This window comes from Chitinimonas arctica (assembly GCF_007431345.1).
Classification (GTDB): Bacteria; Pseudomonadota; Gammaproteobacteria; order Burkholderiales; family Chitinimonadaceae; genus Chitinimonas; species Chitinimonas arctica.
The window spans coordinates 4866671-4889465 of record NZ_CP041730.1 but is presented as its reverse complement, the minus strand read 5'-3'; the positions used below and the strand labels follow the sequence as shown (position 1 = coordinate 4889465).

The following is a 22795-nucleotide window of genomic DNA, read 5'->3' as shown; positions in this document are numbered from 1 at the left end:
GCCGCTTCGGCAAGCTGGCCTACCGACGATGGCTAGGCTTTTTTCTCCGCCGCCATCACCCGCTGCCGCCGGCTTTCCGCCACGCACATGCCGGTGGCGACCGATACATTCAAGCTTTCCACCGAACCAAACATGGGGATATTGACCAGCACATCGCAATGCTCGCGGGTCAGGCGGCGCATGCCCTCGCCTTCGGCGCCCATCACCCAGGCCAGCGGGCCGGCCTGGTCGAAGTGGAACAGGTCGGTGCTGGCTTCCATATCGGTACCGGCAATCCAGATGCCGGCATCCTTGATGTCGCGCAGCGTGCGGGCCAGGTTGGTCACCACGATATACGGCACCACCTCGGCTGCGCCACAGGCCACCTTGGACACGGTGGCGTTGATGCCCACGGAGCGGTCCTTGGGCGCGACCACGGCATGCACGCCCATGGCATCGGCCACCCGCAGGCAGGCACCCAGATTGTGCGGGTCGGTGATGCCGTCCAGGATCAGGATCAAGGGCGGTTCGCTCAGGTCTTCCAGCACATCTTCCAGCGCAAGAAAGGTCTTGGTGGCATCGATCACCGCCGCCACGCCCTGGTGCCGTCGATGGCCGGTCAGGCCGTCCAGGCGGCTGGCATCGGCCGGGATCAAGCGCGCACCGGTATGCTCCGCCAACTTCAGCAGTTCATTCATGCGCGGGTCGTGGCGCTCGCGGGTGACATAGACTTCCAGCACGCTGTCGGGCAGGCGCGAAAGGCGGGCGGTCACGGCATGGAAGCCGTGCAGGATACGGGTATTAGCCATTTAGTTGGCGTCCTCTGAAGCATGTTCGACCAGCAGCTGCAGCGTGCGCCGCCCCTGCCATTCGTTGACGGAAAGTTGATAGACCGCTTCGACCAGGTCCGGGAGCGGCTCGAAATGCTGGAAATACATGGCCTCGAACAGCTGGCCACCCTGCCCTTCCAGCTGGAGCTTCAAATGCTTCTGCCCGACCACGCGCTGGCTACGCACCCGGAAGCGACCCTGGAAGCGCGGCGCCGGAAAACCCTGCCCCCACACCCGGCAGTCCAACCGCTCCGCCAGATCCATATTGAGCGAAACGGCATCGAGCTGGCCGTCGGTCTCTATCGTCCGGGTCAACTTGGCGTCGTCCAGCCACAGCCGGCAGACCGCTTCGAAGCTGGCGCGAAAGCGTTCCAGGCCATTCGGGTCGGCCAGGGTCAACCCGGCCGCCATGGCATGGCCGCCGAATTTGGCGATCAGGTCGGGCTCGCGCTTGGCCACCAGGTCCAGCGCATCGCGCAGATGCAGACCGGGGATGGAGCGGCCCGAGCCCTTGATTTCACCGCTCAGCCCGGCGGCAAACACCACGGTGGGCCGGTGATGGCGGTCTTTCAGGCGGCTGGCGACCAGGCCGACCACGCCCTGGTGAAAATCGGCGTCGAAAACGGTCAGGCTGTAGCGATCCTCCACGCTGATCTGGTCCAGCTTGGACTGGGCGATATCCTGCATTTCGGCTTCGATCGAGCGTCGTTCGCGATTGAGCTGATCCAGCTGGCTGGCCATCGCCAGGGCGGCATCGGCACCCTCGGCGCAAAGGCAGGCAATGCCCAGGCTCATATCGTCCAGGCGGCCGGCGGCATTCAGGCGCGGTCCCAGCATAAAGCCCAGGTCAAAGGCGCTGGCACGGCGCGGGTCGCGGCCGGCTGCCTGATAAAGCGCCAGGATGCCGGGGCAGGCACGGCCCGCCCGCATGCGCTTGAGGCCTTGCTCGACCAGGATGCGATTGTTGGCGTCCAGCTTGACCACGTCGGCCACGGTACCCAGCGCCACCAGATCAAGCAGGTCGGCCAGATTGGGTCCGGCGCCTGCGCCGAACGCGCCACGGTCGCGTAGCTCGGCACGCAAGCCCAGCAAGACATAGAACATGACACCCACGCCGGCCAGATGCTTGCTGGGGAAATCGCAGCCCGGCTGGTTGGGGTTGACGATCAGGGCATCGGGCAAGGTATCGCCCGGTAAGTGGTGGTCGGTCACGACCACCTCGATGCCCAGCTGGTGGGCGCGGGCCACACCGGCCACGCTGGCGATACCGTTGTCCACCGTCATGATCAGCCGAGGCTGCCTGGCTGCGGCCAGATCGACGATTTCCGGCGTCAGGCCGTAGCCGTATTCGAACCGGTTCGGCACCAGGAAATCGACCACTCCGCCCATCAGCCGCAAGCCGCGCAGGGCCACCGCGCAAGCGGTCGCACCGTCGGCATCGTAGTCGGCCACGATCAGGATGCGCTCCTGGCGGCCGATGGCATCGGCCAGGCGGCTGGCGACCGCGGCCATGCCTTTCAGGCCGCTTGCCGGTAGCAGATGCTTGAATTCGGTCTCCAGCTCGATGCTGGCGGCGATACCGCGGGCTGCATAGATGCGTGCTTCCACCGGATGCAGGCCAGCAGCCAGCAGGCTGCGTTCGGCATCAGGCGGAACAGGACGGGTCAGGATTTGCATAGGAACTTTGTAGGCGATCTCAAGCCGGGCCGGCGGGCAACGGCGCCCGGTCGGCCATTTTAGCCCGGATTGAGACCACGGCGCCGGCCTTGCGGAGATTTAGCTCCCCATGACCAGGCATTCCTCCAACCGGGCGGGACGCCGCCAGATTTTCCAACGCTCCGCCGGTCCCAAGGAGGCTGCCAGGGTGGCTTCGTCGCCGGGCAGTATCATTTGCACGCGCGGCAGGCTTCCGGCGCGCCAGGCGGCCAGCAGCGGTTGGAACCAGGCGGCTTCCAGCCTTTCCAGCTCGGCGCGCCAGGCGTACAGATCCCCTTGGCGGGCCGACCTGCCCAGCGTATCCAGCAAAACCAGCTCACCATCCGCACCACTCGCGTCAAAGGCGGGCGGCAAGGCCCGGAAAGGCAGGCCGGCAGCCAGCGCCAGGCCTTGCACTTGTGCATCGTCCGCCCGGACCGACCGGCAAGGCTTCGCCAAACCGGTTGGCTCGGGCCCCTCGCCCCATAGCCAGACCGAGTTGACCGGCGGCTTGCCGGCCTGCTCGCGGGCATCGTTGACGGCATGCCCGTACAGCAGCATCTGCACCTCATTGAGGAAGCGATGCCATTGCAGCGCCGTGGGGCCGCCGGGTAGGTGGGGGTGGATATCCTGGCCGGTCACTACGCTCAGGGGCGTGGTGTGGAAATCCGGCGCTTGCGGTAGCCGCACATACCATCGCTGCGGCGTGGCCATGACGAATTCGAAGCCGTCGGCGGCATACAAGCTGTTCAAGGCGGACAGGAGCTGCTCCGCCTCCGCCGCCGAGATATCGAACAAACCGGCGTCGAACAATAAGGCACGGTCGCGGTCGGCGCGCAAATGGACGGGGTCGGCACGCAACCAATGGCCGGCGGCAGCCGCCGGCAGATCGACCAGACGGCTCAGTGCGGCGGCGCCGGCGGACTCCGCCTTGAAGTGGCCGCGCAGCCATTGCTCGGCCGATTGCCCGCCCAATTGGTTGCGGTCGGCCCGGCCCAGCAGGCTAGCCAAGCCCGGCAGGGCCATTTCGGTCAGTGGATTGAAGCCGGCCTGGCGGGAAAAACGCAGATCGGGTACGACCAGGGTAAAGGTCATGCCGCACCCGGCTCCCGCGCGGCCTGCTCTGGCTTGGCATCGGGGGTAACCCGCTCGACCCGGTAGAACACGCAGTCGGCGCCGATCTCCTGCCGCAATACGACCCGGAAAAACAGGTCGCCCTCGCGCGTACCCGGCGCACCGTAGGTCTTGCCCAGCTCCAGTTCGGCCTTGTTGACGATCAGCAGGTGCAGATTGTCGTTGAGCGGTTCAGGCCGCAGATAGATCGCCAGCAGGTTGTCCCAGGAGTGGTGCTCGGTGACTTTTTCCCACTGCGAAACATTGGCACGGCGGGTCAAACGGATCGACTCCGGTTCGCGCGCCATGAACTGGATACCCGCCATCACTTCGCCCTGGGCACGGTTGATCAGGCGCCGGATGATGGCCACCCGCCAAAGATTGTCCTTGTCGGTCTTTACGCCCAACAACATGCCCATACTGGCCCAGCCGGTATGCTTGCTCAGCTTCAGCCCCACCCCGCTAGCGCTGACGTCCTCGACCACGGCCCGCTCCAGGGTGGTTTCATTGCTGCGGGTCGGCGCGGCCACGCCGGTCTGCCCGATCATGCGGCGAATGGCACTGAAATCGTAGCAAATGGTCAGGGTGCCGCTGATGGGCTTGCGCTCGGCCTGGCGCTTCACGTCACGGCCGGCCCAGCGGTTCTTCAAATGCTTGATCACCACCAGTGTTTCGGCCACTGCGATACGGCCGGCCGGATCCATCTTGGTCGGCACCTTGTTCTGCACGCCGATCAGCTTTTCCAGCGCGACCAGTTCCAGCAGGGTCTTTTCCAGGCCATAGAACAGGCCGTGCCCGGCGGCCCGCGCCTGGGTCGGCATCTTGGTCAGGACGGTGGGTGGATTATCGTCGTCGCTGGCCTGGCCGAACGGCGTCTGGCTGGAATGTTGGTCGCTGACCATGATAAAGCTGGCCAGGATATCGGCCACCCGATCGGCGATCAGCAATTGGCGTCCTTGCAGATCGGAAGTCAGGGTGCGCGACAGCAGGACCAGATAGGACAATTGCTTTTGCAGCCGTCCCGACTCCCCGTCCGGACGGGCGATACGGGAAGCGAACGTACCGCCCAGGCCGAGGGCGAATTCGGCGGCGGGCCGGATTTCGTGCCAGGGCAATTTGTCGGTCTTGGGCTCCCGGACAAAGCGCACCACGTGCTCGCGGCCGATCCAGTACAACCAGTTGCATACCGATGCCTGCACCAGCGGCGCATTCGCGGGCTTGCGCGCCAGTTCCACCATATCGCGCCGCAAGGTCTCGGTGTAGGCCTCGGCGATGGTCGCGCAAAACGGCACGGTGGTCTGCAGCAGCAGATTCATGCGGGCATGGTTGGACTTGGCTTCCAGCATGCCGGACATGCCGTCTTCCAGCACACTGCGCAAGCGCGCATCGATGGCCCGCAATACCGCCAGACCATCGCGCCTACCCTCCGCGCGGCGCAGCTCTTGCGTCAGCCAGTCCCCAATGGACTGCATGGCCTGCACAGGCGCCTGCGCGGCCGCGCTTTCCACGGTGGCGACGGCCTTCTCCAGCCTCGACTCGAGACCAAATACAAAAAGTTTCTTCAATGTATCAATCATCTGCCTGACTCTTCGGTTCGGCCGCATTCTAACTCCACCCTTACATGCCGGGTTGGCTTAATGCGAGCGGACTATGCCCAGGGGCTATTTTCATTCACCCCTGTTTATGACACAGGGAAGCAGGAATCGGTTTCATTTATTCAGGCACCGTGGTTTGCATCGGGCGTGGCCATTTGGGCTCTGGGGGCCGCTGTGGCACACTGCGCGCTTGCCTGTTTACATGATGGTTACCCGTGAATTCCTTTGAATGGCTGATTGGCATGCGCTACACGCGCGCCAAGCGCAGGAACGGCTTTATCTCCTTTATCTCGGCCGCTTCCATGGCGGGCATCGCGCTGGGCGTCATCGCCCTGATCACGGTGCTTTCCGTGATGAATGGCTTCCAACGGGAGATCCGCGGCCGCATTCTCGAAGTGGCCTCGCATATTCAGGCCAGTGGCGAAGGCGGACGCCTGGCCAACTGGCAGGCAACGGCCACCGAACTGCAACGCAATCCGGCCGTGCGGGCCACCGCGCCCTATGTACAGGCGCAAGGCTTGCTGTGGCATGAGGGCAGCACCCAGGGCGCCCTGGTGCGCGGGATCGTCCCGGCGCAAGAGGACAAGGTGGCCGGCTTGGGCACCCATATGGTGGCCGGCCGCCTTGACGCACTCAAGGCGGGCGAATTCAATATCGTGCTGGGGCAGGAACTGGCGCGCGCGCTGGGCGTGGACCTGGGCGACAAGGTCACCATGGCCATCCCGCAAGGCAATATCACCCCGGCCGGCATGATGCCGCGCTTCCGCAGCTTCACCGTGGTGGGCCTGTTCCGTATCGATATGTATCAATACGATGCCGGCTACGCCTTTATCGACCTGCGCGATGCGCAGAAACTTTACCGTTTCGGCGAAGATGTCAGCGGCGTGCGGCTCAAGATCGACGACCCGCTGGCTGCGCCCGAGTTGGCAATCCGTATGCAGAGCAGCTTTCCCCACCTCTGGCTCAGCGACTGGACCAAGGAGAACAGCAATTATTTCCGCGCCGTGCAGATCGAGAAACGGATGATGTTCCTGATCCTGACCTTGATCGTGGCCATTGCCGCCTTCAATCTCGTCTCCAGCCTGGTCATGACGGTAACCGACAAACAGGCGGATATCGCCATCCTGCGCACGCTGGGCGCCACGCCGACCAGCATCCTGAAGATCTTTGTGATCCAGGGCGCCACCATCGGCGTCGTCGGTACGGTCGTGGGGGTCGTGGGTGGCGTACTTTTGGCGCTGAATGTGGGCACCGTGGTGGGCTGGGTGGAAAGTTTGCTTGGCATGAAGATGCTGTCGCCGCAGGTCTATCTCATCTCGGAGCTGCCCAGCGAGGTACTGCCGGGCGACGTCGCGCTGGTCGGCACGATCTCGCTGGTCCTCGCCTTCCTGGCCACCCTGTACCCCAGCTGGCGTGCAGCCCGCATCAACCCCGCCGAGGCACTGCGCTATGAGTAACTTGATCGTTGACGCCAAGGGCCTGTCCAAGACCTATCCGGACCTGGAGGTACCCGTATTAAAGGGTATCGACCTCCAGGTAGCGCACGGTGAAAAGCTGGCCATCGTCGGTAGCTCCGGTTCGGGCAAAAGCACGCTGCTGCACCTGCTGGGCGCGCTCGACACCCCCAGCAGCGGCAGCCTGAGCATCGCCGGTCAGAACCCCTTCCAGCTGAGCGAAGCCGACCGTAGCGGCCTGCGTAACCGGATGCTGGGTTTCGTCTACCAATTCCACCATCTGCTACCCGAGTTCAGCGCGGTGGAAAACGTGGCCATGCCGCTGTTCATTCGGCGTCTACCGCGCCAGGCAGCCGAAGCGAAAGCCGCTGCGATGCTGGAACAGGTCGGACTGGGACACCGGCTACGCCACAAGCCGGGCGAGTTGTCGGGCGGTGAACGGCAGCGCGCCGCCATTGCCCGGGCCATGGTGACCGAGCCTTTGTGCCTGCTGGCCGACGAACCGACCGGCAATCTGGACCGGCACACCGCCCAATCCGTCTACGAGCTGATGCTGGAGTTGAATGACCGGCTGGGCACCGCCCTGATCATCGTCACCCACGATCTGGAACTGGCCCATCGGACCGGGCAAGTGCTGACCTTGGCCGACGGCCAGCTTGCCCGTCATTGACCGCTCCCGCGTTTCCCTGCATCGAGTCGCGCCAACGAGCGCACAGGACATTCCATGTTGAAATTGGTCGTACAGGCGCCCGACATCGCCACCCAGAATCTCAAACGCCTGGCGCAGCTTAGCGGCGCTACCCAAATCGTCGCGGTACGGCCCGGCCAGCTCGGCCACCAAGCCTTCAAGCTCTATCCGGCCGACGCCGCCAGCCGCGCCGAACTGGCAGCCTTTTGCGCCGAAGCGGGATATGACTGGGCGCTGCTGCCCCAGGATGCCCAGCTGGCCGATATCGGCCTGGTGGTGATGGATATGGATTCGACCCTGATCACCATCGAGTGCATAGACGAGATCGCCGATATGCAGGGCATCAAGGCCGAAGTGGCGGCCATTACCGAGCGCTCCATGCGTGGAGAGCTGGATTTCCGCCAAAGCCTGACCGAGCGGGTGGCACTGCTGGCCGGCCTGCCGGAAAGCGCACTCGAGACGGTCTATCGAGAGCGCTTGCAATTGATGCCCGGTGCGGAAACCCTCTTGCGTGCGGTGGCGGCGACAGGTGGCAAGACCCTGCTGATCTCCGGTGGCTTCACCTTCTTTACCGAACGCCTGCAGGCCCGCCTGGGCCTGAGCCATGCCATCGCCAACGTGCTTGAGGTGGTGGACGGCAAACTGAGCGGCCGTATCCAGGGCGAGATCGTGGACGCGCAGCGCAAGGCCGATGAACTGATTGCCATGCGCGAAGCGCTGGGCTTACGACCCGACCAGGTGGTGGCATTGGGCGACGGGGCCAACGACCTGCCCATGTTGGCGGCGGCGGGGTTCGGCATTGCCTGCCATGCCAAGCCGCTGGTAAAGGCCCAGGCGGCTTATGCGCTGGACCATACGGGCCTGGATGGGGTGTTGGGGTATTTCGACTAGCCCCTCATGCCCAAAAAAACGGCCACCACGAAGGGCGGCCAGAGGAGGAGGAAGATTGCATTATCCTCTAAATGGAGGATAAATTAGATTTTTCCGATGTACGGTTAATTTGCCCGTCTTCCCCTCTTGCGTCACCAATTTGCCGCATGGCGCACAGTGCAACCATTCGCCGGCATCAAGCGATCAGGCGGCGGCAAGCTTGCGACGGCGGGCCAGCACGCCGACCAGACCCAGGCCGCCCAGCAACATGGCGTAGGATTCCGGTTCGGGCACCGGTGCCGACACGATGCGACTCTCGGCACCGACGTAGTCGTCGACCCTGGCAGTGATCGAAGAACACTCGAAGGCACAGCCTTCAGGATCATCCCAGTAGGAGAAAGCGGACAGGCTGTAGCTCACTTCGGCGGTCTGGCCGGCCGCGAAGGTGCCGAGGTTGGCTTGGCCCAGGAAGTTGCCCAGCGTGTAGCGCAGCGAGGCATAGTCGGGCCCGGTATCGTCACGCAGCGTGGCATTGCCGATATCGACGCCGAACTTTTCGATGCTGGCGCCATTGCCGTTCAATTTGAAGGTCTGCGCCGACTTCCAGACCGAAACGCCGTTGACCATCACATCGGCGACAAAACCGGTACGGAAATCACGCAGTGCCGGATTGGCGGTCCAGCCGCCCATGTTGAAGGTCATGCTGTTCAAGTTCAGATTCATCTGGTAGTTGCGGCTGCTACCGGACAAATTGCTGATGGTGTCGTGCCAGGTCGCGGTCGACTCTACGCGTCCACCCATGACGAGATAGCCGATTTCCGCCGACAACCCGCCCTCGGTACTTCCCTGGGAATAAGCGGCAATATTCGTGTAATTGTTGTCGTAAGGCGTAAAGTCGCCGGAAGTGATATAGACCGAATCCGTGCTGGTATTGCTTACCGTCGCGGCGGGTACATTGCTCGTACCGGTCAGGCCCATGGGGTTATAGGCAACGGTACCGGTAACATCGGCAGCCTGGGCGCCGCCGATGGCGAGCAGGCTGAGCACAGCCAATTGAATCGTCGTTTTACGCATATTATTGGTCTTTTCCTGGAGAGTGGGATGAGATGATCGAAGCGGCCAACCCGCGCCGCCGCGGCATTATCACAGAATTCACGGGACGATCAGCCAGTAAATCAAAGGCTTCGCTAGGCCAGGTGGCAAAGTCGCCGCAATTCATTGATTAGCCAAATCTTATTTAATAAGGGGATTACAACCACAAAGCCTTATCCCACCTGCTTATTACCTGTACCGGCAACATTAAAAATGCACAGACTATTTTCCACTTTCTCAAATAGGTAATTGTGAACTGTTCAAAAGCAAAATATGCGTACGCTGCCGAAAGCATTCGGTAATGTGCGACAGCGTACATTGCCGGTTTTAAATAGACGTGATTATTCCCGGGCGGCATTTTCAAAGAATGCCGACACACTCGCCGCTACCCGCCCTGGCGCATCGTGGTGCAAGTTGTGGCCGCAGTCCGGCAAGCTCTCGTAGCACAAGCTGGTAAAGCAATCGCGCCGCAGCGCAAACTGTTCGGGTGTCTCGCCCATCCAGCCCAGCAACTTGGCTTCGTCGCCGGCCAGCCACAATACCGGCGCCTGTACCTGCCGCCAGCAGGCCATGGCTTCCTCCAGCCGATACAGCACCGGATTGACCCAGCGATGCCGTGGATCGGCCAGTTGCCGCAATTGCCCGTCCACCTCGGCCGAAAGCTCGGCTGCCAGCCATGCCGCCTTGTCCTCGGACAGGCGTGGATTGAATTTTCGCAGACGTCCGGCCAGTTCCGGCAAGCCGCGCAGCGGCCGCTCGGCTGGCGGAGTCTTGCATTCGTCCAGCCACCGCAGGTAGCGGGCCGGCGCCTGTTCCGGGGTGGTGCGCGGCAAGCCGAAACCTTCCAGCGAAACCAGGCGGGCAACCCGCTCGGGCCGGATGCCGGCGTAGAGACTGGCCACCATGCCGCCCATGCTATGTCCCAGCAGGTCCACGGGACGCTCCGGCGCCAGTTGATCCAATAGGGCATCGAGATCGGCCAGGTAATCGGGAAAGTAGTAGCCTTCGGCGGCCCAGGCACTGGCGCCAAAGCCACGCCAATCGGGCGCGATCAGATCGTATTCCAACAACTCGGCCGGCGCCGCGTCGATCATGAATTGAAAGGTGGCGGCGCAGTCCATCCAACCGTGCAGCAGCAGTAGCGGACGGCCGCCTCGCCTACCCCAGCGGCGGATGCGATATTCGATGCCGCGTATGACTAACGTGTCGCTGCGCGAAGGATGAACTGGCCGGTACTGAGTTTGCATGCTTTCACTCTACGAAATTGACAATGCCCACCAAAAGGCGGGCATTGTGGGTCTGGCTGGCGATACAGGCTGCGCGACGATCAAGCGGCCTGGGTCTGCAACATATCGATCATATCGCTGACGGCGCGCTCCACCGACTGGCCGCTTTCGATCAAGCTGGCGTCACCGCGCTTGAACAGTCCGATCAGTTCCAGCAAGGTGAACTCCAGCCCATTCTCGCCTTGCCGATTGGTAAAGAGGTAGCGGCTCTTGCGGGGACTGACCCAAGCCAGCTTGGCGCGACTGAGCGATCCGTCGTCCTGGCGGAATTCCACCCAGGCGCCGCGCTTGAGCTGGTTCGCCACCACATCGTCGTAATCGCGGTACTTGTCCAGGCCGGCGTCCCAATTGGCATCGGTAATTTCAAACCCGACTTCGCCAGGACCGATATCCAGCTTGGGCAAATCCGCCAAACCGGTCGCTACCGGTGCCGCGACACTGGATGGTGCGGCCGGCGTGGTCGGGGTGAACTGCAACGGTTGTGCCGGCGCCGCAGCGGACGGCGCCGTGGTGGCGGCCATCATGGGTGGCACGCCTGCCATGGCCACCGGTTCGGCCTGCTTGAGACCGGACTTGATGGCATTGGCGTGGCAATGCACCAGCTCGGCAAAAAACGCCTCGCGGCTGGCACGCTCGATACCTGCTTCTTCCGTACCGCGTTCCAAGCGGCGCAACAATTTCGGCAGCAGGTTGACCAGGCGCAGGCGCTCTTCCACGCCAACCTTGGGCGTGATGCTCCACAACAGGTCGTCCACCGCGGTAACGGCATCCGGCCAGGCTTCGGGATGGGTCTCGTTGGACAGGGCAGCGTGCTTGAGCACCTCGCGCCAATGCACCGAGACGAAGTGGCTGATCAATTCCGGCAACTCGCCGGCACCCGCCAGCTTCTGCGCCACCACGTGCTCGGCCTGGCGGCTCGCCAGCTCGGCGCGCTCGGCCGCGATCATCTGCTCGGTGGCTAGTTCGGCGCTGGAATGCGCCCGTTGCTCTTCCTCGGCCAGGAAGGTTTCCAGTTCCTGCGAGGCTTGCTCGAACAGGGGGATATTCTCGTCGAAATTGGCGACGATATTTTCGACGATCTCGGCGATCTTCTTGTACAGCCGATCTTCCAGGCCATCGGCCTCATCCCAGCCAATGGCCGCCTGGGCCAGGCTGTCCAGCAACTTGCGGGTGGGGTGCTGCTTGCGGACGAAGAACTTGGTGTCCAGCATCGCGACCTTCAACACCGGAATCTGCAAGCGGCCGATCAAGGCCTTCATGGGCGCCGGGATATTGCGGTCGTCGAACAGATTGTCGAACAGCATGGCCACGATATCGATGGTCATGGCATCGACATGGCCTAGCGAGGCGGCCAGGCTGGTGGTCTTGATCTGGTGCAGCACATTGGCCGAACCGGTGTTCAATGCATCGGCATCCAGGTCGCCCGGATCGGCCAGCGTACCCTCCACCCGGCCTTGTTGCAGCAGGTTGAGCGCATCCAGAAAACTCTGGCCGACGCTACCGAGGAACATCGGCATGGGCGAGGCGGCCGGCATCAGCTGGCCGTGCTCGGCGCCCGGCAGTTGCGGCATGCCCGCAGCTGCCATGGCGGGCAGCGCCTGCATGGACTGGTTGAATGCCAACAGCTGCTGCAGGGTGGAAATCAGTTCATGTTCATTGCCCACGGCATAGGAAGGCAAGTCGACGCCCGCTCCCTGCGCCTGCGCGAAGCCGCCCGCGCCAAAGCCCATCTGGGCGGCATAGCCGCCGGGCGGCATGGCGCCCATGCCCATGTCGGCGGGGTTCGCACCGGCACCGGGCTGCGCCTGCTGGCCGGCGCCATTGCCGCGCGGCGCGCCGGGATTGCGGCGGCGGAAGCCGGACTTGGGCAGCGTGGGGAGGATATTGCGGTCGACCAGGAAGCGATTGAGGTTCTGGTAGACATTGGGCACGTTTTCGGCCGCCAGCAGCTCGAATTGCTTGAGCACCAGCAGACGTACGTTCAAATCGGATTCGATCTTCATGCAGGCGCTGCGAAATGCCTCGACCACGGCCTGCGGACTCATCGGGTGGTCGTCGCGACTGCTTTCCGGCAGTTGCATCAGATGACCCATGCGGAAGTCCAGCGCATTCAGTTCGTCGCCCAGCTTGGACTTGAGCTTGGTGGCGATATTGGTGACCGCCAGGTCTTCTTCGTAGTCGTCGTGCCCGACCAGCGAAAGTTCCAGACTATCAAAGTCCAGCGTGTCGAAACTGCCGCCCTCTTCTTTCGCGCCATGCAAGGTGCGATTGAAACCTTCGACGAAACGGCGGCGAAATTCGGTCTCGATTTCGCTGCGCTTGCTCTGCGCCTGTCCCCGCGCCTCCATGTACAGATTGTAGCTGTCCCGCTCCAGCGCCTTGTCGGCCAGCTCGAACAGCGACTCCTCGATCTTGTCCAGCATCGTCGTAAGGGATTTGGACAATAGATCGGCTGCCAGGTCGCGGCAGGAGGTCAGCATCTGAAGGGATTCAGGTTTCTGTTTCATCATGCTCGGACGCGTCGCGCCTGCTGGTCGACCTTGGGTCGATTCTTGGTTGTTTTCGGGTGAAAAACTCAATCCGGCCGCACTCACTTTCTCCGTCCCCCTCAATCCGGCCGTACCCCATCTTTTTAGATGGTAGCACCCCGGCGCCCCTACATCGTTGTGTCAGCTGATCATCGGACCGCGGCGGCAATCATGCCAAGCGCATCACAATGGAATATAAGGGCATGTTAATTTTTGAGCAAGCGGGCGTCAACCCAAGCAGAAAACAACTTAACTAACGCACGCAAACCATTGATTTATATAAACACCGCATTTCATTGCAACGCATGCCAAGCGCATCATAAACCACTAATCCCCCTGTGCATAACTCAGTTTTGATGTTTTTGGAACCAATCCAACACCAGGGGATAGACCTCTTGCTCGGCTTGCGGATCGGTCAGCATGTCGATGTGGCCATAGTCGCGCCGCAGACCCGCGCGACGGGACAAAAGTCCAAATTCGTGCGGATGCGGCCCCGATTCGGCGGCAAAACGGCGTACATCCTTTTCATGGCCGCGCACCGGATCGTTGCCGCCGACCAGATACAGCGTAGGCGGCAATCCGCCATTTTGCAGCGCCGCCCGGTAATCAAAGCCATCGTCGCTGTCGATCCAGTCCGATTGCCGTACCCAAGCCTGGCTTTGACGCAGGCTTTTCGCCGTCTCGTCGTCGGCACCCATACCCAGCCGGGCAGCGGGCAGATAGCCGTAGCGCCGCGTAACCAGGCTGGCCAGCCGCTGCCAGAACAATTCGATCTCATACAGGCGGGTCCAGTTCCACACCCGGATACTGCGCTTGCTACCCAGGTAGACACTGGCGCGCACCATGGCCGCCCAGTCCGGCCGCCGCGCCATCATGGCCGACAGAAGCACGCCACCCCAGGAATGCGCCACCAGCGATATCCTGGTCTGCTTGCCCCGCAAACGCTGTATTTCGGCCAAGGCGGCAGGGATGTCCTCGACGATGCTCTCGGTCTGGCCGTGCTTGGCACCCCGCGCGATACGGGGTGTGGATAGGCCGCGCCCGCGTAGATCGAGCACGTAGACGTCATACCCGCGCCGCGCCAGCCAGGCGCCCAAGCCCTTGCCGCGCTCGCTGTAGAAAGTACGGGCATTCGCCACCGCGCCATGTGCCATCAATACGACAGGGCCGTCCTCCGACCATCGAAGCCGACGCAAATGCAGCTTGGCACCATCAGCGACATCGATAAACAGGGAGGATTGGCTGATCTCGTTGGTCTCGGCTGTCATGGCTTTCAAGCAAGCGTTTGGTTGACCGCATGCTACGCAGGCGCGCCCTTCAACTCAAGCGCCGGACGGGTCCCGAAATGGCGCCCGCTCGTCCAGCTCATGCAAATAATGCGCAATCCCCTGCCCTTCGCGGTCGAGAAAACGACCGACCGCCGCCATCAACTCCGGATTGGCCAGCCAGTGCCAGGATTGCGTCGCCACCGCTTCAAAACCACGCGCGAGCTTATGCTCGCCCTGGGCACCGCCCTCGAACACCGCCAAGCCCCGTTCTATGGCGAATTCGATGCCCTGGTGGTAGCAAAGTTCGAAATGCAGATTGGGCACATATTCCAGCGCGCCCCAGTAGCGGCCATAGAGGCGTTGCCCGTCGAACAGATTGAGCGCCGCGGCGATGGGCTGGCCGTCGCGCAAAGCCAACACCAGCAGGCAATGGCCAGCCAAGTGCTCACCCAGGCTGAGGAAGAACTCCAGATTCAGGTAGGGCGTGGAGCGATGTTCCCGATAGGTGCGCTGGTAGCAAAGGCTAAAGAAGGCCCAGTCTTCCCGGCTGATCTCGGCGCCGGACTTGCGCTGTACCACCACGCCGGCATCCGCCACCTTGCGGCGCTCCTGCCGCAGCTTCTTGCGCTTATCGTGATTCAGGACCGCCAGGAAATCGGTGTAATCGCGATAGCCTCGGTTCATCCAGTGGAACTGCACGCCGCTGCGGCATAGAAAGCCGGCCGACGCCAGGCAAGCCTGTTCGCTTGCCAGCGGGAATAGGCAATGGAAGCCGGACAGACCGGACCGCCTCACCAAGGCCATCACTGCCTCCAGCAAGACTTGCCGAGCGGCCTCGTTGCGGGCCAGCAGGCGCGGACCGGGCACCGGGGTAAAGGGAATGGCCGACAACAGCTTGGGGTAGTACGGCAGGCCGGCCCGCTCGCTGGCATCCGCCCAGGCCCAGTCGAACACGTACTCGCCCCAGGAGTGGTCCTTCAGAAAGAGCGGCATCGCCGCTATCAGCTCGCCATCCGCTGCCAATACCGCATACAACGGCTGCCAGCCGCTTTCGCCGCCCACGCAGCCGCACGTTTCCAGTGCGAGCAAGAACGCATGCTGCAAAAAAGGCTGCGGGCCGGCCAGGGCGTCCCATTGCCGGGCAGGGATGGCGGCAATGGTGTCGTGGAAAGTCGGCGTCATGAACCCGGCATCAAGCCAAGATAGCCGGCAAACGTGGCGCCAATGTTTGCCGCTCCGCCGTGGCGGCGCCCAATAGGGCAAAACCCAGCAGGCTGCCGTCGGCGGCGGTATAAAGCGCCCGCAGTGCGGCTTCGCTGCTTTCAATCTGCCACTCGCCGATGCTGCCCGCGGCCGGCGGCGATACCACGGTTGGGCAGGCAGGCGTCTTTACCACCACCGGCATGGCCGGATAAGCGACAGCGGTCGGCGTGCCGGCCAGGGTGGGCGCCAAAGCGCGTACCGCTTGCATGATGGGCAGCACATAGGACAGCACTTGCCCGCTTACCTCGGCACAGTCGCCCAGCGCATAGATGTCGGGATCGCTGCTGCGCAGTACCCGATCCACCACGATACCGCGCGACACGGCCAAGCCAGCCGCCTGGGCCAAGCGGATCCGTGGCCGCAGACCGATGGCCGACACCACCAGCTCACCCTCCAGCACACTGCCGTCGGAAAGGCTGACCCGATATTCGCCCTCCCCGCCCTCGACCGCGACGGCGCTGACGCCAAAATGGAATTGCACGCCCGCCGCCGCCAAGCGCTCACGCAAGCGCTGGCCGGCTTGTTCCGGCAGCAGCCGCGACAAGGGCCATGCCGCCAAGTCCACCACGCTGACCTGGCGGCCGCTCGCCACCAGATCATTGGCGAATTCGCAGCCGATCAAGCCGGCGCCCAGCAGCACAACGCGCTGCTTACCCTCCAGACGTTCGCGGAAACGGGCATAGCCGGCCAGATCGTTGACGCTGAGAACCTGGTCCGCCGCGCTGCCGGCCAGGCCTGGCGTGAATGGATCGGCGCCTAGTGCCAGTACCAGCTTGCTATACGGCAACCGGCCCTGGCTGGTAACGATCTCGCGGCGCTCGCGGTCGATGGCGCTGACCTCGGTATCGGTCAGCAGCTCCAGCCGCAGCTCCTCGCGCATCTTGTCGGCCGTCTTCATGGCCAGCTGGGCGGCGGTCTTGTTGCCGGCCAGGCCATTTGACAACATGGGCTTGGAATAGAAATCGCCGGCATCGGCCGTCACGATACGCAATGCCGCGTCCGGCAGCAGCTTGCGTAGCTCGCGCGCCAGGTTATAACCGGCCAGGCCGGTACCGATAAGGGTGATCGGGGCGCTCATGCATGCTCCAGGTCAAGAGTGGGAAAGGAATACCCGTCCGGCGCCGGCGAGGCGGCGGACGCGGGATGGGCGATCAGGCGATCTGGACCATATCGAAGTCGGCTTTGGCAACTCCGCAATCAGGGCAGGACCAATCAGACGGGATATCGTCCCATCGGGTTCCAGCCGCGATGCCTTCCTCGGGCATGCCGAGCAACTCGCTATAGATAAAGCCGCAGACAATACATTGGAATTGGCGCATGGCAATGCTTCCTTACATGATTCGGTTGATAAAGGTGGATTGAACGGAGCGGGGCTCAGGCCGTGATGCGAGCCAACGTGTCACGGTAGTGGTTGGCGTGACGTTCTTCCACCTTGGCCAATGCGGCAAAGCGCTTGGCGGCTTTCTCCAGCGTTTGCTGGAAACGCGCGGCGTGCTCGCGCGACTCCTCGATCTGCTCGTCCATTTCCTTTACCGCAGCCGCATTACCTTCTTGCAGCGCCTCGTGACGGAAGGTGGGATACATCTCGGTGTATTCGTATACCTCGCCGTCGATGGCGTACTGCAGGGACTTGGCCGGCGTCATCGTATCGCGGGGAAACAACAGGTCAAGGTGGCCGAAAGCGTGCATGACTTCCTGGTCGGCCGTTTCCTCGAATACGCGGGCGGTATCCAGATCGCCGGCCTCACGCGCCAGCTTGGCGAAATAACGATATTTGATATGCGCCATCGACTCGCCGGCAAAGGCGGCTTCGAGGTTCTTGAGGGTGACGGAATGTGTTTGGCTTGCCATGGTGTTGCTCCTTCAGGCTCGGTTGCGAACAGGTGAGCCCATGGTAAGGAGCGCCATGCGATAGGTCTAATTGATTGTAAAAACCACAGCAATAGTAAAATGCTATTTCAACTACTCCACGCCTGCCTGCGCCAGCATTTCCACCGAGGGCAGGCTGCTACCCAGAATGGCCTGACGTACCGCTTCTATCGCCTCGCGGCGAGGGAAATTGCGCCGCCACGCCAGGATGACCCGGCGTATGGGCGCTTCGCCCTTGAAAGGACGGATGGTCAACAACTGCTCATCCGCCGCATTGACCGACGTCACCGGCAGCACCGTTACGCCAATCCCGCCAGCCACCATATGACGGATGGTGGTCAACGAAGAGCCCTGCAGCGTCCTTTGCAGACTGCTGCCGGCATGGACGGCCTCGCGGTTCAACTCCGGGCAGCTTTGCAGTACCTGGTCGCGAAAGCAGTTGCCGGGCGACAGCAGCAAGACGTTCTCGTCCTCCAGCTGCGCGGCCTCGACCGCCTTCAACTTCTCCCACGCGTGGCCCTTGGGTGTCGCCACCACGAAGGGCTCGTCGTACACCGCCTGGGTCGCGATCCCGCTCTCGCGAAACGGCTCGGACAGGATGGCGATATCGATATCGCCCTGCTTCAGCATTTCGGCCAGGCGTGCCGTATAGTTTTCTTCCAGCAGCAATTGCATCTGCGGCACGGCGCTGCGCAAGCGCGGAATCAGATAGGGCAGCAGGTAGGGGCTGATCGTATAGATCGCTCCCAGCCGCAGCGGCCCGGACAGGGGATCCTTACCCTGCTCGGCCAGCTGCTTGATGGTCAGCACCTGTTCCAGCATGCGCTGCGCTTCCGAAACGATGCGCTCGCCGATGGGAGTGACCGACACATCCCCGGCCGAGCGCTCGAACAGCGTCACCCCCAGTTCGTCCTCCAGCTTCTTTACCGCCACGGATAAGGTCGGCTGGCTGACAAAACAGCTGCTGGCCGCGCGGCCGAAATGTCTCTCGCGGGCGACGGCAACGATGTACTTCAGTTCGGTCAGGGTCATGGTGCTCTGGCGTATCGGAACGTGAACGAAGCGGGAGCAATCAGACGCGGCTTGCCCACAAGTCGTATTCGTCGGCGTCGATGACTTCCACTTCAAGGAAATCACCCACGCTGACGCCCTCTGCACCTTCAATGTAGACGAGCCCGTCGATTTCCGGCGCATCGGCATAACTACGCGCGACGATGCCCTCTTCGTCCAACTCGTCCACCAGGACGGTCAGCTTGCGGCCGATCTTGGCCTGCAGCTTGGCTGCGCTGATGGCAGCCTGTTTTTCCATAAAGCGCGCCTTGCGCTCCTCGGCCAACTCGGGCGGAACGTGATGATCCAGCGCATTCGCCGTCGCGCCTTCCACCGGCGAATAGGTAAAGCAGCCGACCCGGTCCAGCTGGGCTTCATCGATAAAGTCCAGCAATTGCTGGAAATCGCTCTCGGTCTCGCCGGGGAAACCGGTGATAAAGGTCGAGCGGATGGCGATATCGGGGCATACGTCGCGCCAGGCCGCCAGCCGGTTCAGCACATTCACCGCATTGGCCGGACGCTTCATGGCCTTCAATATGGTCGGGCTGGCATGCTGGAACGGGATATCCAGGTAAGGCAGCACCTTGCCGGCGGCCATCAATTCGATCACTTCATCGACATGCGGGTAAGGGTAGACATAGTGCAGCCGCACCCAGACGCCCATATCGCCCAGCTCCTTCGCCAGCTCGGTCATGCGGGTCTTGACCGGGCGGCCATTGTGGAAGCCGGTGCGGTATTTCACGTCCACGCCGTAGGCACTGGTGTCCTGCGAAATCACCAGCAGTTCCTTGACGCCGGCCTTGACCAGGTTCTCGGCCTCCCGCAGCACTTCATGCACCGGCCGCGAATCGAGATCGCCGCGCATGGACGGGATAATGCAGAAGGAGCAGCGATGATTGCAGCCTTCCGAAATCTTCAAATAGGCGTAGTGCTTGGGCGTCAGCTTGATGCCCTGCGGCGGCACCAGATCGACAAAGGGATCATGCGGCTTGGGCAAGTGCGCATGCACCGCCGACATCACTTCCTGGGTGGCATGCGGGCCGGTCACCGCCAGCACCGAAGGATGCACATCGCGAATCTTGTCCCCGCCGTCCCGCGCGCCCAGGCAACCGGTCACGATCACCTTGCCGTTTTCCTTCAGCGCCTCGCCGATGGCATCCAGGGATTCGGCGACCGCGCTATCGATAAAGCCGCAGGTATTCACTACCACCAGGTCCGCATCATGATAATTGGGCGAAATTGCGTAGCCTTCGGCACGCAGCTGGGTGAGGATCTGTTCGGAGTCGGTCAAGGCTTTCGGGCAGCCAAGACTGACAAACCCTACACGAGGGGAATTTGACATGAGAAACTGCTCCAGTACTCTTTAAATTCAACAACTTAAATCACTTCATCATACAACTTGTGGAACTGGTCGAGATAGATTTCACTACCAGAGTCAACGCAACAAAACCGTAGCCAGAGATTCCAGAGGAGAGGATCAAGAAGGATTGTGCATGACGCTGAACCACTCCCTCATAGCCCCTTTCCGGTAGGCGCAAATCGTGCCAAACGTGAGGTACGCCAACATGATCGCGACGTACGGTGTCCCCGGCTTTGTGTGGGGCAGCGGCCGGTTCTTTCGCCCTACCCCTGTTCCAGCCTTGGCCGGTCAAGCTCCCGGCCTTTCCACTACAGCCCCCCGGGTACTGCCTGAGCCATCCCTTGTTCCACCTTACGGCCGGATCGGGCGGCTTCCTGGACGCGAAATGAAGAGCGGGCGTGCACGTGTCACGCCCGCTTGAGCTAAAAGACATTTTAAATCAGCTAGCTACTTTTTGTCGCGGTCCTTCTGGCCTAACTTCGATACAGATTGGCAATGGGCGATGCCTAGTGTGGTGTACCTGAAATAGCATTAATTAATAACTTTGCCTGCACGAGCAATGGCCTCAAGGATTGAATCTGCGCTTTTGCGCCATACAAAGGGCTTCGGGTTGGTGTTGTGGATGTCCAAGTAGTGGCGGATTGACTGCTCTAGATCGGCGACGCTGCTGTGGGCACTACGCTTGATCCACTTCTCACTGATTTGTGAGAAAAAACGCTCCACAAGGTTGAGCCAGGAGGCCGAAGTTGGCGTGAAGTGCAGATGGTAGCGTGGCCTGCTGGCGAACCAGGCACGCACCTTCTCCGTCTTGTGCGTCCCGTAATTGTCCATGATCAGGTGGATATCCAGGTCTGCCGGTACGCTTGCGTCGATGGTATTGAGGAACTGCAGAAATTCGACGCTCCGGTGGCGACGTTTGAGTTGGCCAATGACCTTGCCAGTGGCCACATCCAGAGCTGCGAACAGCGAAGTCGTCCCGTGCCGCTTGTAATCGTGTGTCCGGGTTTCTGCTTTGCCGAACGTAAGCGGAAGTGAAGGCTGCGTTCTATCCAGTGCCTGAATCTGGCTCTTCTCATCCACGCAGAGCACCAAGGCACGATCCGGCGGGGCGAGGTACAAGCCCACCACATCGCGGACCTTATCGACAAAATTCGGATCGGTGGAAAACTTGAACGTCTCCAGCCGATGGGGCTTGAGCCCGAACGCGTGCCAAATGCGCTGCACTGTGGACGCCGACACGCCTGTTGCCTTGCTCATCGTGCGCACGCTCCAGTGCGTCGCGTCAGTAGGCTTACTGTTCCGGACACGATCAATCACCGCCTGAACGTGTTCGTCTAGCACCGTGCGAGGCCGCCCCGACCTCGGTGCATCGGTCAGCCCTGCCAGACCATACGACTCGTACCGACGACGCCACCTTGAGACGGTCTGCGCAGTGGTATCCAGCCGCTTCGCGATCTCTTTGCCTCCTTCGCCGTCAGCACAACTGAGCACAATCTGAATTCGTAGCTTCTCATCGGCCGGCGCCTTGCGCAGCGCCAAACGTGCATTCAGCTCTCTGCGCTGCTCTTCGGATAGTTCCAGCTTCTTGATCGGGCGGCCCGTTCTGGTCATCGTCATAGTCTCCATGAGCTATTGAACTACGACAATTATACCAAATATTTAATTAATTCTACTTTTGAGACACCACACTAGTGTGGTGTACCTGAAATAGCATTAATTAATAACTTTGCCTGCACGAGCAATGGCCTCAAGGATTGAATCTGCGCTTTTGCGCCATACAAAGGGCTTCGGGTTGGTGTTGTGGATGTCCAAGTAGTGGCGGATTGACTGCTCTAGATCGGCGACGCTGCTGTGGGCACTACGCTTGATCCACTTCTCACTGATTTGTGAGAAAAAACGCTCCACAAGGTTGAGCCAGGAGGCCGAAGTTGGCGTGAAGTGCAGATGGTAGCGTGGCCTGCTGGCGAACCAGGCACGCACCTTCTCCGTCTTGTGCGTCCCGTAATTGTCCATGATCAGGTGGATATCCAGGTCTGCCGGTACGCTTGCGTCGATGGTATTGAGGAACTGCAGAAATTCGACGCTCCGGTGGCGACGTTTGAGTTGGCCAATGACCTTGCCAGTGGCCACATCCAGAGCTGCGAACAGCGAAGTCGTCCCGTGCCGCTTGTAATCGTGTGTCCGGGTTTCTGCTTTGCCGAACGTAAGCGGAAGTGAAGGCTGCGTTCTATCCAGTGCCTGAATCTGGCTCTTCTCATCCACGCAGAGCACCAAGGCACGATCCGGCGGGGCGAGGTACAAGCCCACCACATCGCGGACCTTATCGACAAAATTCGGATCGGTGGAAAACTTGAACGTCTCCAGCCGATGGGGCTTGAGCCCGAACGCGTGCCAAATGCGCTGCACTGTGGACGCCGACACGCCTGTTGCCTTGCTCATCGTGCGCACGCTCCAGTGCGTCGCGTCAGTAGGCTTACTGTTCCGGACACGATCAATCACCGCCTGAACGTGTTCGTCTAGCACCGTGCGAGGCCGCCCCGACCTCGGTGCATCGGTCAGCCCTGCCAGACCATACGACTCGTACCGACGACGCCACCTTGAGACGGTCTGCGCAGTGGTATCCAGCCGCTTCGCGATCTCTTTGCCTCCTTCGCCGTCAGCACAACTGAGCACAATCTGAATTCGTAGCTTCTCATCGGCCGGCGCCTTGCGCAGCGCCAAACGTGCATTCAGCTCTCTGCGCTGCTCTTCGGATAGTTCCAGCTTCTTGATCGGGCGGCCCGTTCTGGTCATCGTCATAGTCTCCATGAGCTATTGAACTACGACAATTATACCAAATATTTAATTAATTCTAC

The 22795-nt window shown here is 61.7% G+C and carries 19 protein-coding genes; 3 read left to right on the top strand and 16 right to left on the bottom strand.

What is annotated here, in order from left to right; genetic code table 11:
- Positions 1-32: 32 nt before the first annotated feature.
- From rlmB to FNU76_RS22190, 4 genes are all read right to left on the bottom strand, one after another.
- Positions 33-788, bottom strand: coding sequence for a 23S rRNA (guanosine(2251)-2'-O)-methyltransferase RlmB (gene rlmB / locus FNU76_RS22205; protein WP_144280225.1), 756 nt, complete (start codon positions 786-788; stop codon positions 33-35).
- Positions 789-2486, bottom strand: coding sequence for a single-stranded-DNA-specific exonuclease RecJ (gene recJ, locus FNU76_RS22200; protein WP_144280224.1), 1698 nt, complete (start codon positions 2484-2486; stop codon positions 789-791).
- A 99-nt stretch (positions 2487-2585) separates the two neighbouring features.
- Positions 2586-3599, bottom strand: a complete 1014-nt coding sequence (locus FNU76_RS22195; protein ID WP_144280223.1) for a hypothetical protein — start codon at positions 3597-3599, stop codon at positions 2586-2588.
- Positions 3596-5194: a hypothetical protein gene (locus FNU76_RS22190; protein WP_144280222.1), complete on the bottom strand. Its 1599-nt coding sequence runs from the start codon at positions 5192-5194 to the stop codon at positions 3596-3598. Before FNU76_RS22190 ends, FNU76_RS22195 begins: the two co-directional genes overlap by 4 nt.
- 233 nt (positions 5195-5427) lie before the next feature.
- Here FNU76_RS22190 and FNU76_RS22185 point away from each other — a divergent pair, with 233 nt between their 5' ends.
- Genes FNU76_RS22185 through serB form a run of 3 tightly spaced genes read left to right on the top strand, consistent with a single transcriptional unit; the run spans position 5428 to position 8245 of the window.
- On the top strand, positions 5428-6669 hold the full coding sequence (locus FNU76_RS22185; RefSeq protein WP_144280221.1) for a lipoprotein-releasing ABC transporter permease subunit: 1242 nt from the start codon (positions 5428-5430) through the stop codon (positions 6667-6669).
- The gene (locus FNU76_RS22180) at positions 6662-7336 is read left to right on the top strand and encodes an ABC transporter ATP-binding protein (RefSeq protein ID WP_144280220.1); all 675 of its coding nucleotides are present in this window, start codon (positions 6662-6664) and stop codon (positions 7334-7336) included. The genes FNU76_RS22185 and FNU76_RS22180 overlap by 8 nt, the downstream gene beginning before the upstream one ends.
- Positions 7337-7390: 54 nt before the next feature.
- Positions 7391-8245, top strand: a complete 855-nt coding sequence (gene serB, locus FNU76_RS22175; RefSeq protein ID WP_144280219.1) for a phosphoserine phosphatase SerB — start codon at positions 7391-7393, stop codon at positions 8243-8245.
- Positions 8246-8428: 183 nt separating this feature from the next.
- Here the strand turns inward: serB and FNU76_RS24790 are convergent, their stop codons facing one another.
- From FNU76_RS24790 to FNU76_RS22115, 12 genes are all read right to left on the bottom strand, one after another.
- Positions 8429-9298 carry a PEP-CTERM sorting domain-containing protein gene (locus tag FNU76_RS24790; protein ID WP_223879144.1) on the bottom strand — a complete coding sequence of 290 codons (870 nt, stop codon included), beginning with the start codon at positions 9296-9298 and terminating at the stop codon, positions 8429-8431.
- 359 nt (positions 9299-9657) lie between these two features.
- A complete protein-coding gene (locus tag FNU76_RS22165) occupies positions 9658-10563 on the bottom strand; it encodes an alpha/beta fold hydrolase (RefSeq protein WP_144280218.1) in 906 nt (301 codons plus the stop codon).
- Between the two features lie 80 nt (positions 10564-10643).
- Positions 10644-13112, bottom strand: a complete 2469-nt coding sequence (locus FNU76_RS22160) for a DUF1631 domain-containing protein (RefSeq protein ID WP_144280217.1) — start codon at positions 13110-13112, stop codon at positions 10644-10646.
- Between the two features lie 365 nt (positions 13113-13477).
- Positions 13478-14398: an alpha/beta fold hydrolase gene (locus FNU76_RS22155; RefSeq protein ID WP_223879384.1), complete on the bottom strand. Its 921-nt coding sequence runs from the start codon at positions 14396-14398 to the stop codon at positions 13478-13480.
- Positions 14399-14452: 54 nt separating this feature from the next.
- On the bottom strand, positions 14453-15580 hold the full coding sequence (locus tag FNU76_RS22150; protein ID WP_144280216.1) for a GNAT family N-acetyltransferase: 1128 nt from the start codon (positions 15578-15580) through the stop codon (positions 14453-14455).
- A 10-nt stretch (positions 15581-15590) separates the two neighbouring features.
- Complete coding sequence (locus FNU76_RS22145) at positions 15591-16739, bottom strand: NAD(P)/FAD-dependent oxidoreductase (RefSeq protein WP_144280215.1); 1149 nt, start codon at positions 16737-16739, stop codon at positions 15591-15593.
- Between the two features lie 73 nt (positions 16740-16812).
- Positions 16813-16980 (bottom strand): rubredoxin, encoded by a 168-nt coding sequence (locus FNU76_RS22140; RefSeq protein ID WP_144280214.1) that lies wholly within the window; start codon positions 16978-16980, stop codon positions 16813-16815.
- 55 nt (positions 16981-17035) lie between these two features.
- Positions 17036-17512 (bottom strand): rubrerythrin family protein, encoded by a 477-nt coding sequence (locus FNU76_RS22135; protein WP_144280213.1) that lies wholly within the window; start codon positions 17510-17512, stop codon positions 17036-17038.
- Positions 17513-17623: 111 nt separating this feature from the next.
- Positions 17624-18562, bottom strand: coding sequence for a hydrogen peroxide-inducible genes activator (locus FNU76_RS22130; protein ID WP_144280212.1), 939 nt, complete (start codon positions 18560-18562; stop codon positions 17624-17626).
- A gap of 40 nt (positions 18563-18602) precedes the next feature.
- Positions 18603-19922: a 30S ribosomal protein S12 methylthiotransferase RimO gene (gene rimO / locus FNU76_RS22125; protein WP_144280211.1), complete on the bottom strand. Its 1320-nt coding sequence runs from the start codon at positions 19920-19922 to the stop codon at positions 18603-18605.
- Between the two features lie 549 nt (positions 19923-20471).
- Entirely contained in the window at positions 20472-21551 is a 1080-nt protein-coding gene (locus FNU76_RS22120) for an IS630 family transposase (protein ID WP_144280546.1), read from the bottom strand.
- 102 nt (positions 21552-21653) lie between these two features.
- Positions 21654-22733, bottom strand: coding sequence for an IS630 family transposase (locus FNU76_RS22115; RefSeq protein WP_144280546.1), 1080 nt, complete (start codon positions 22731-22733; stop codon positions 21654-21656).
- Between the last annotated feature and the right edge of the window lie 62 nt (positions 22734-22795).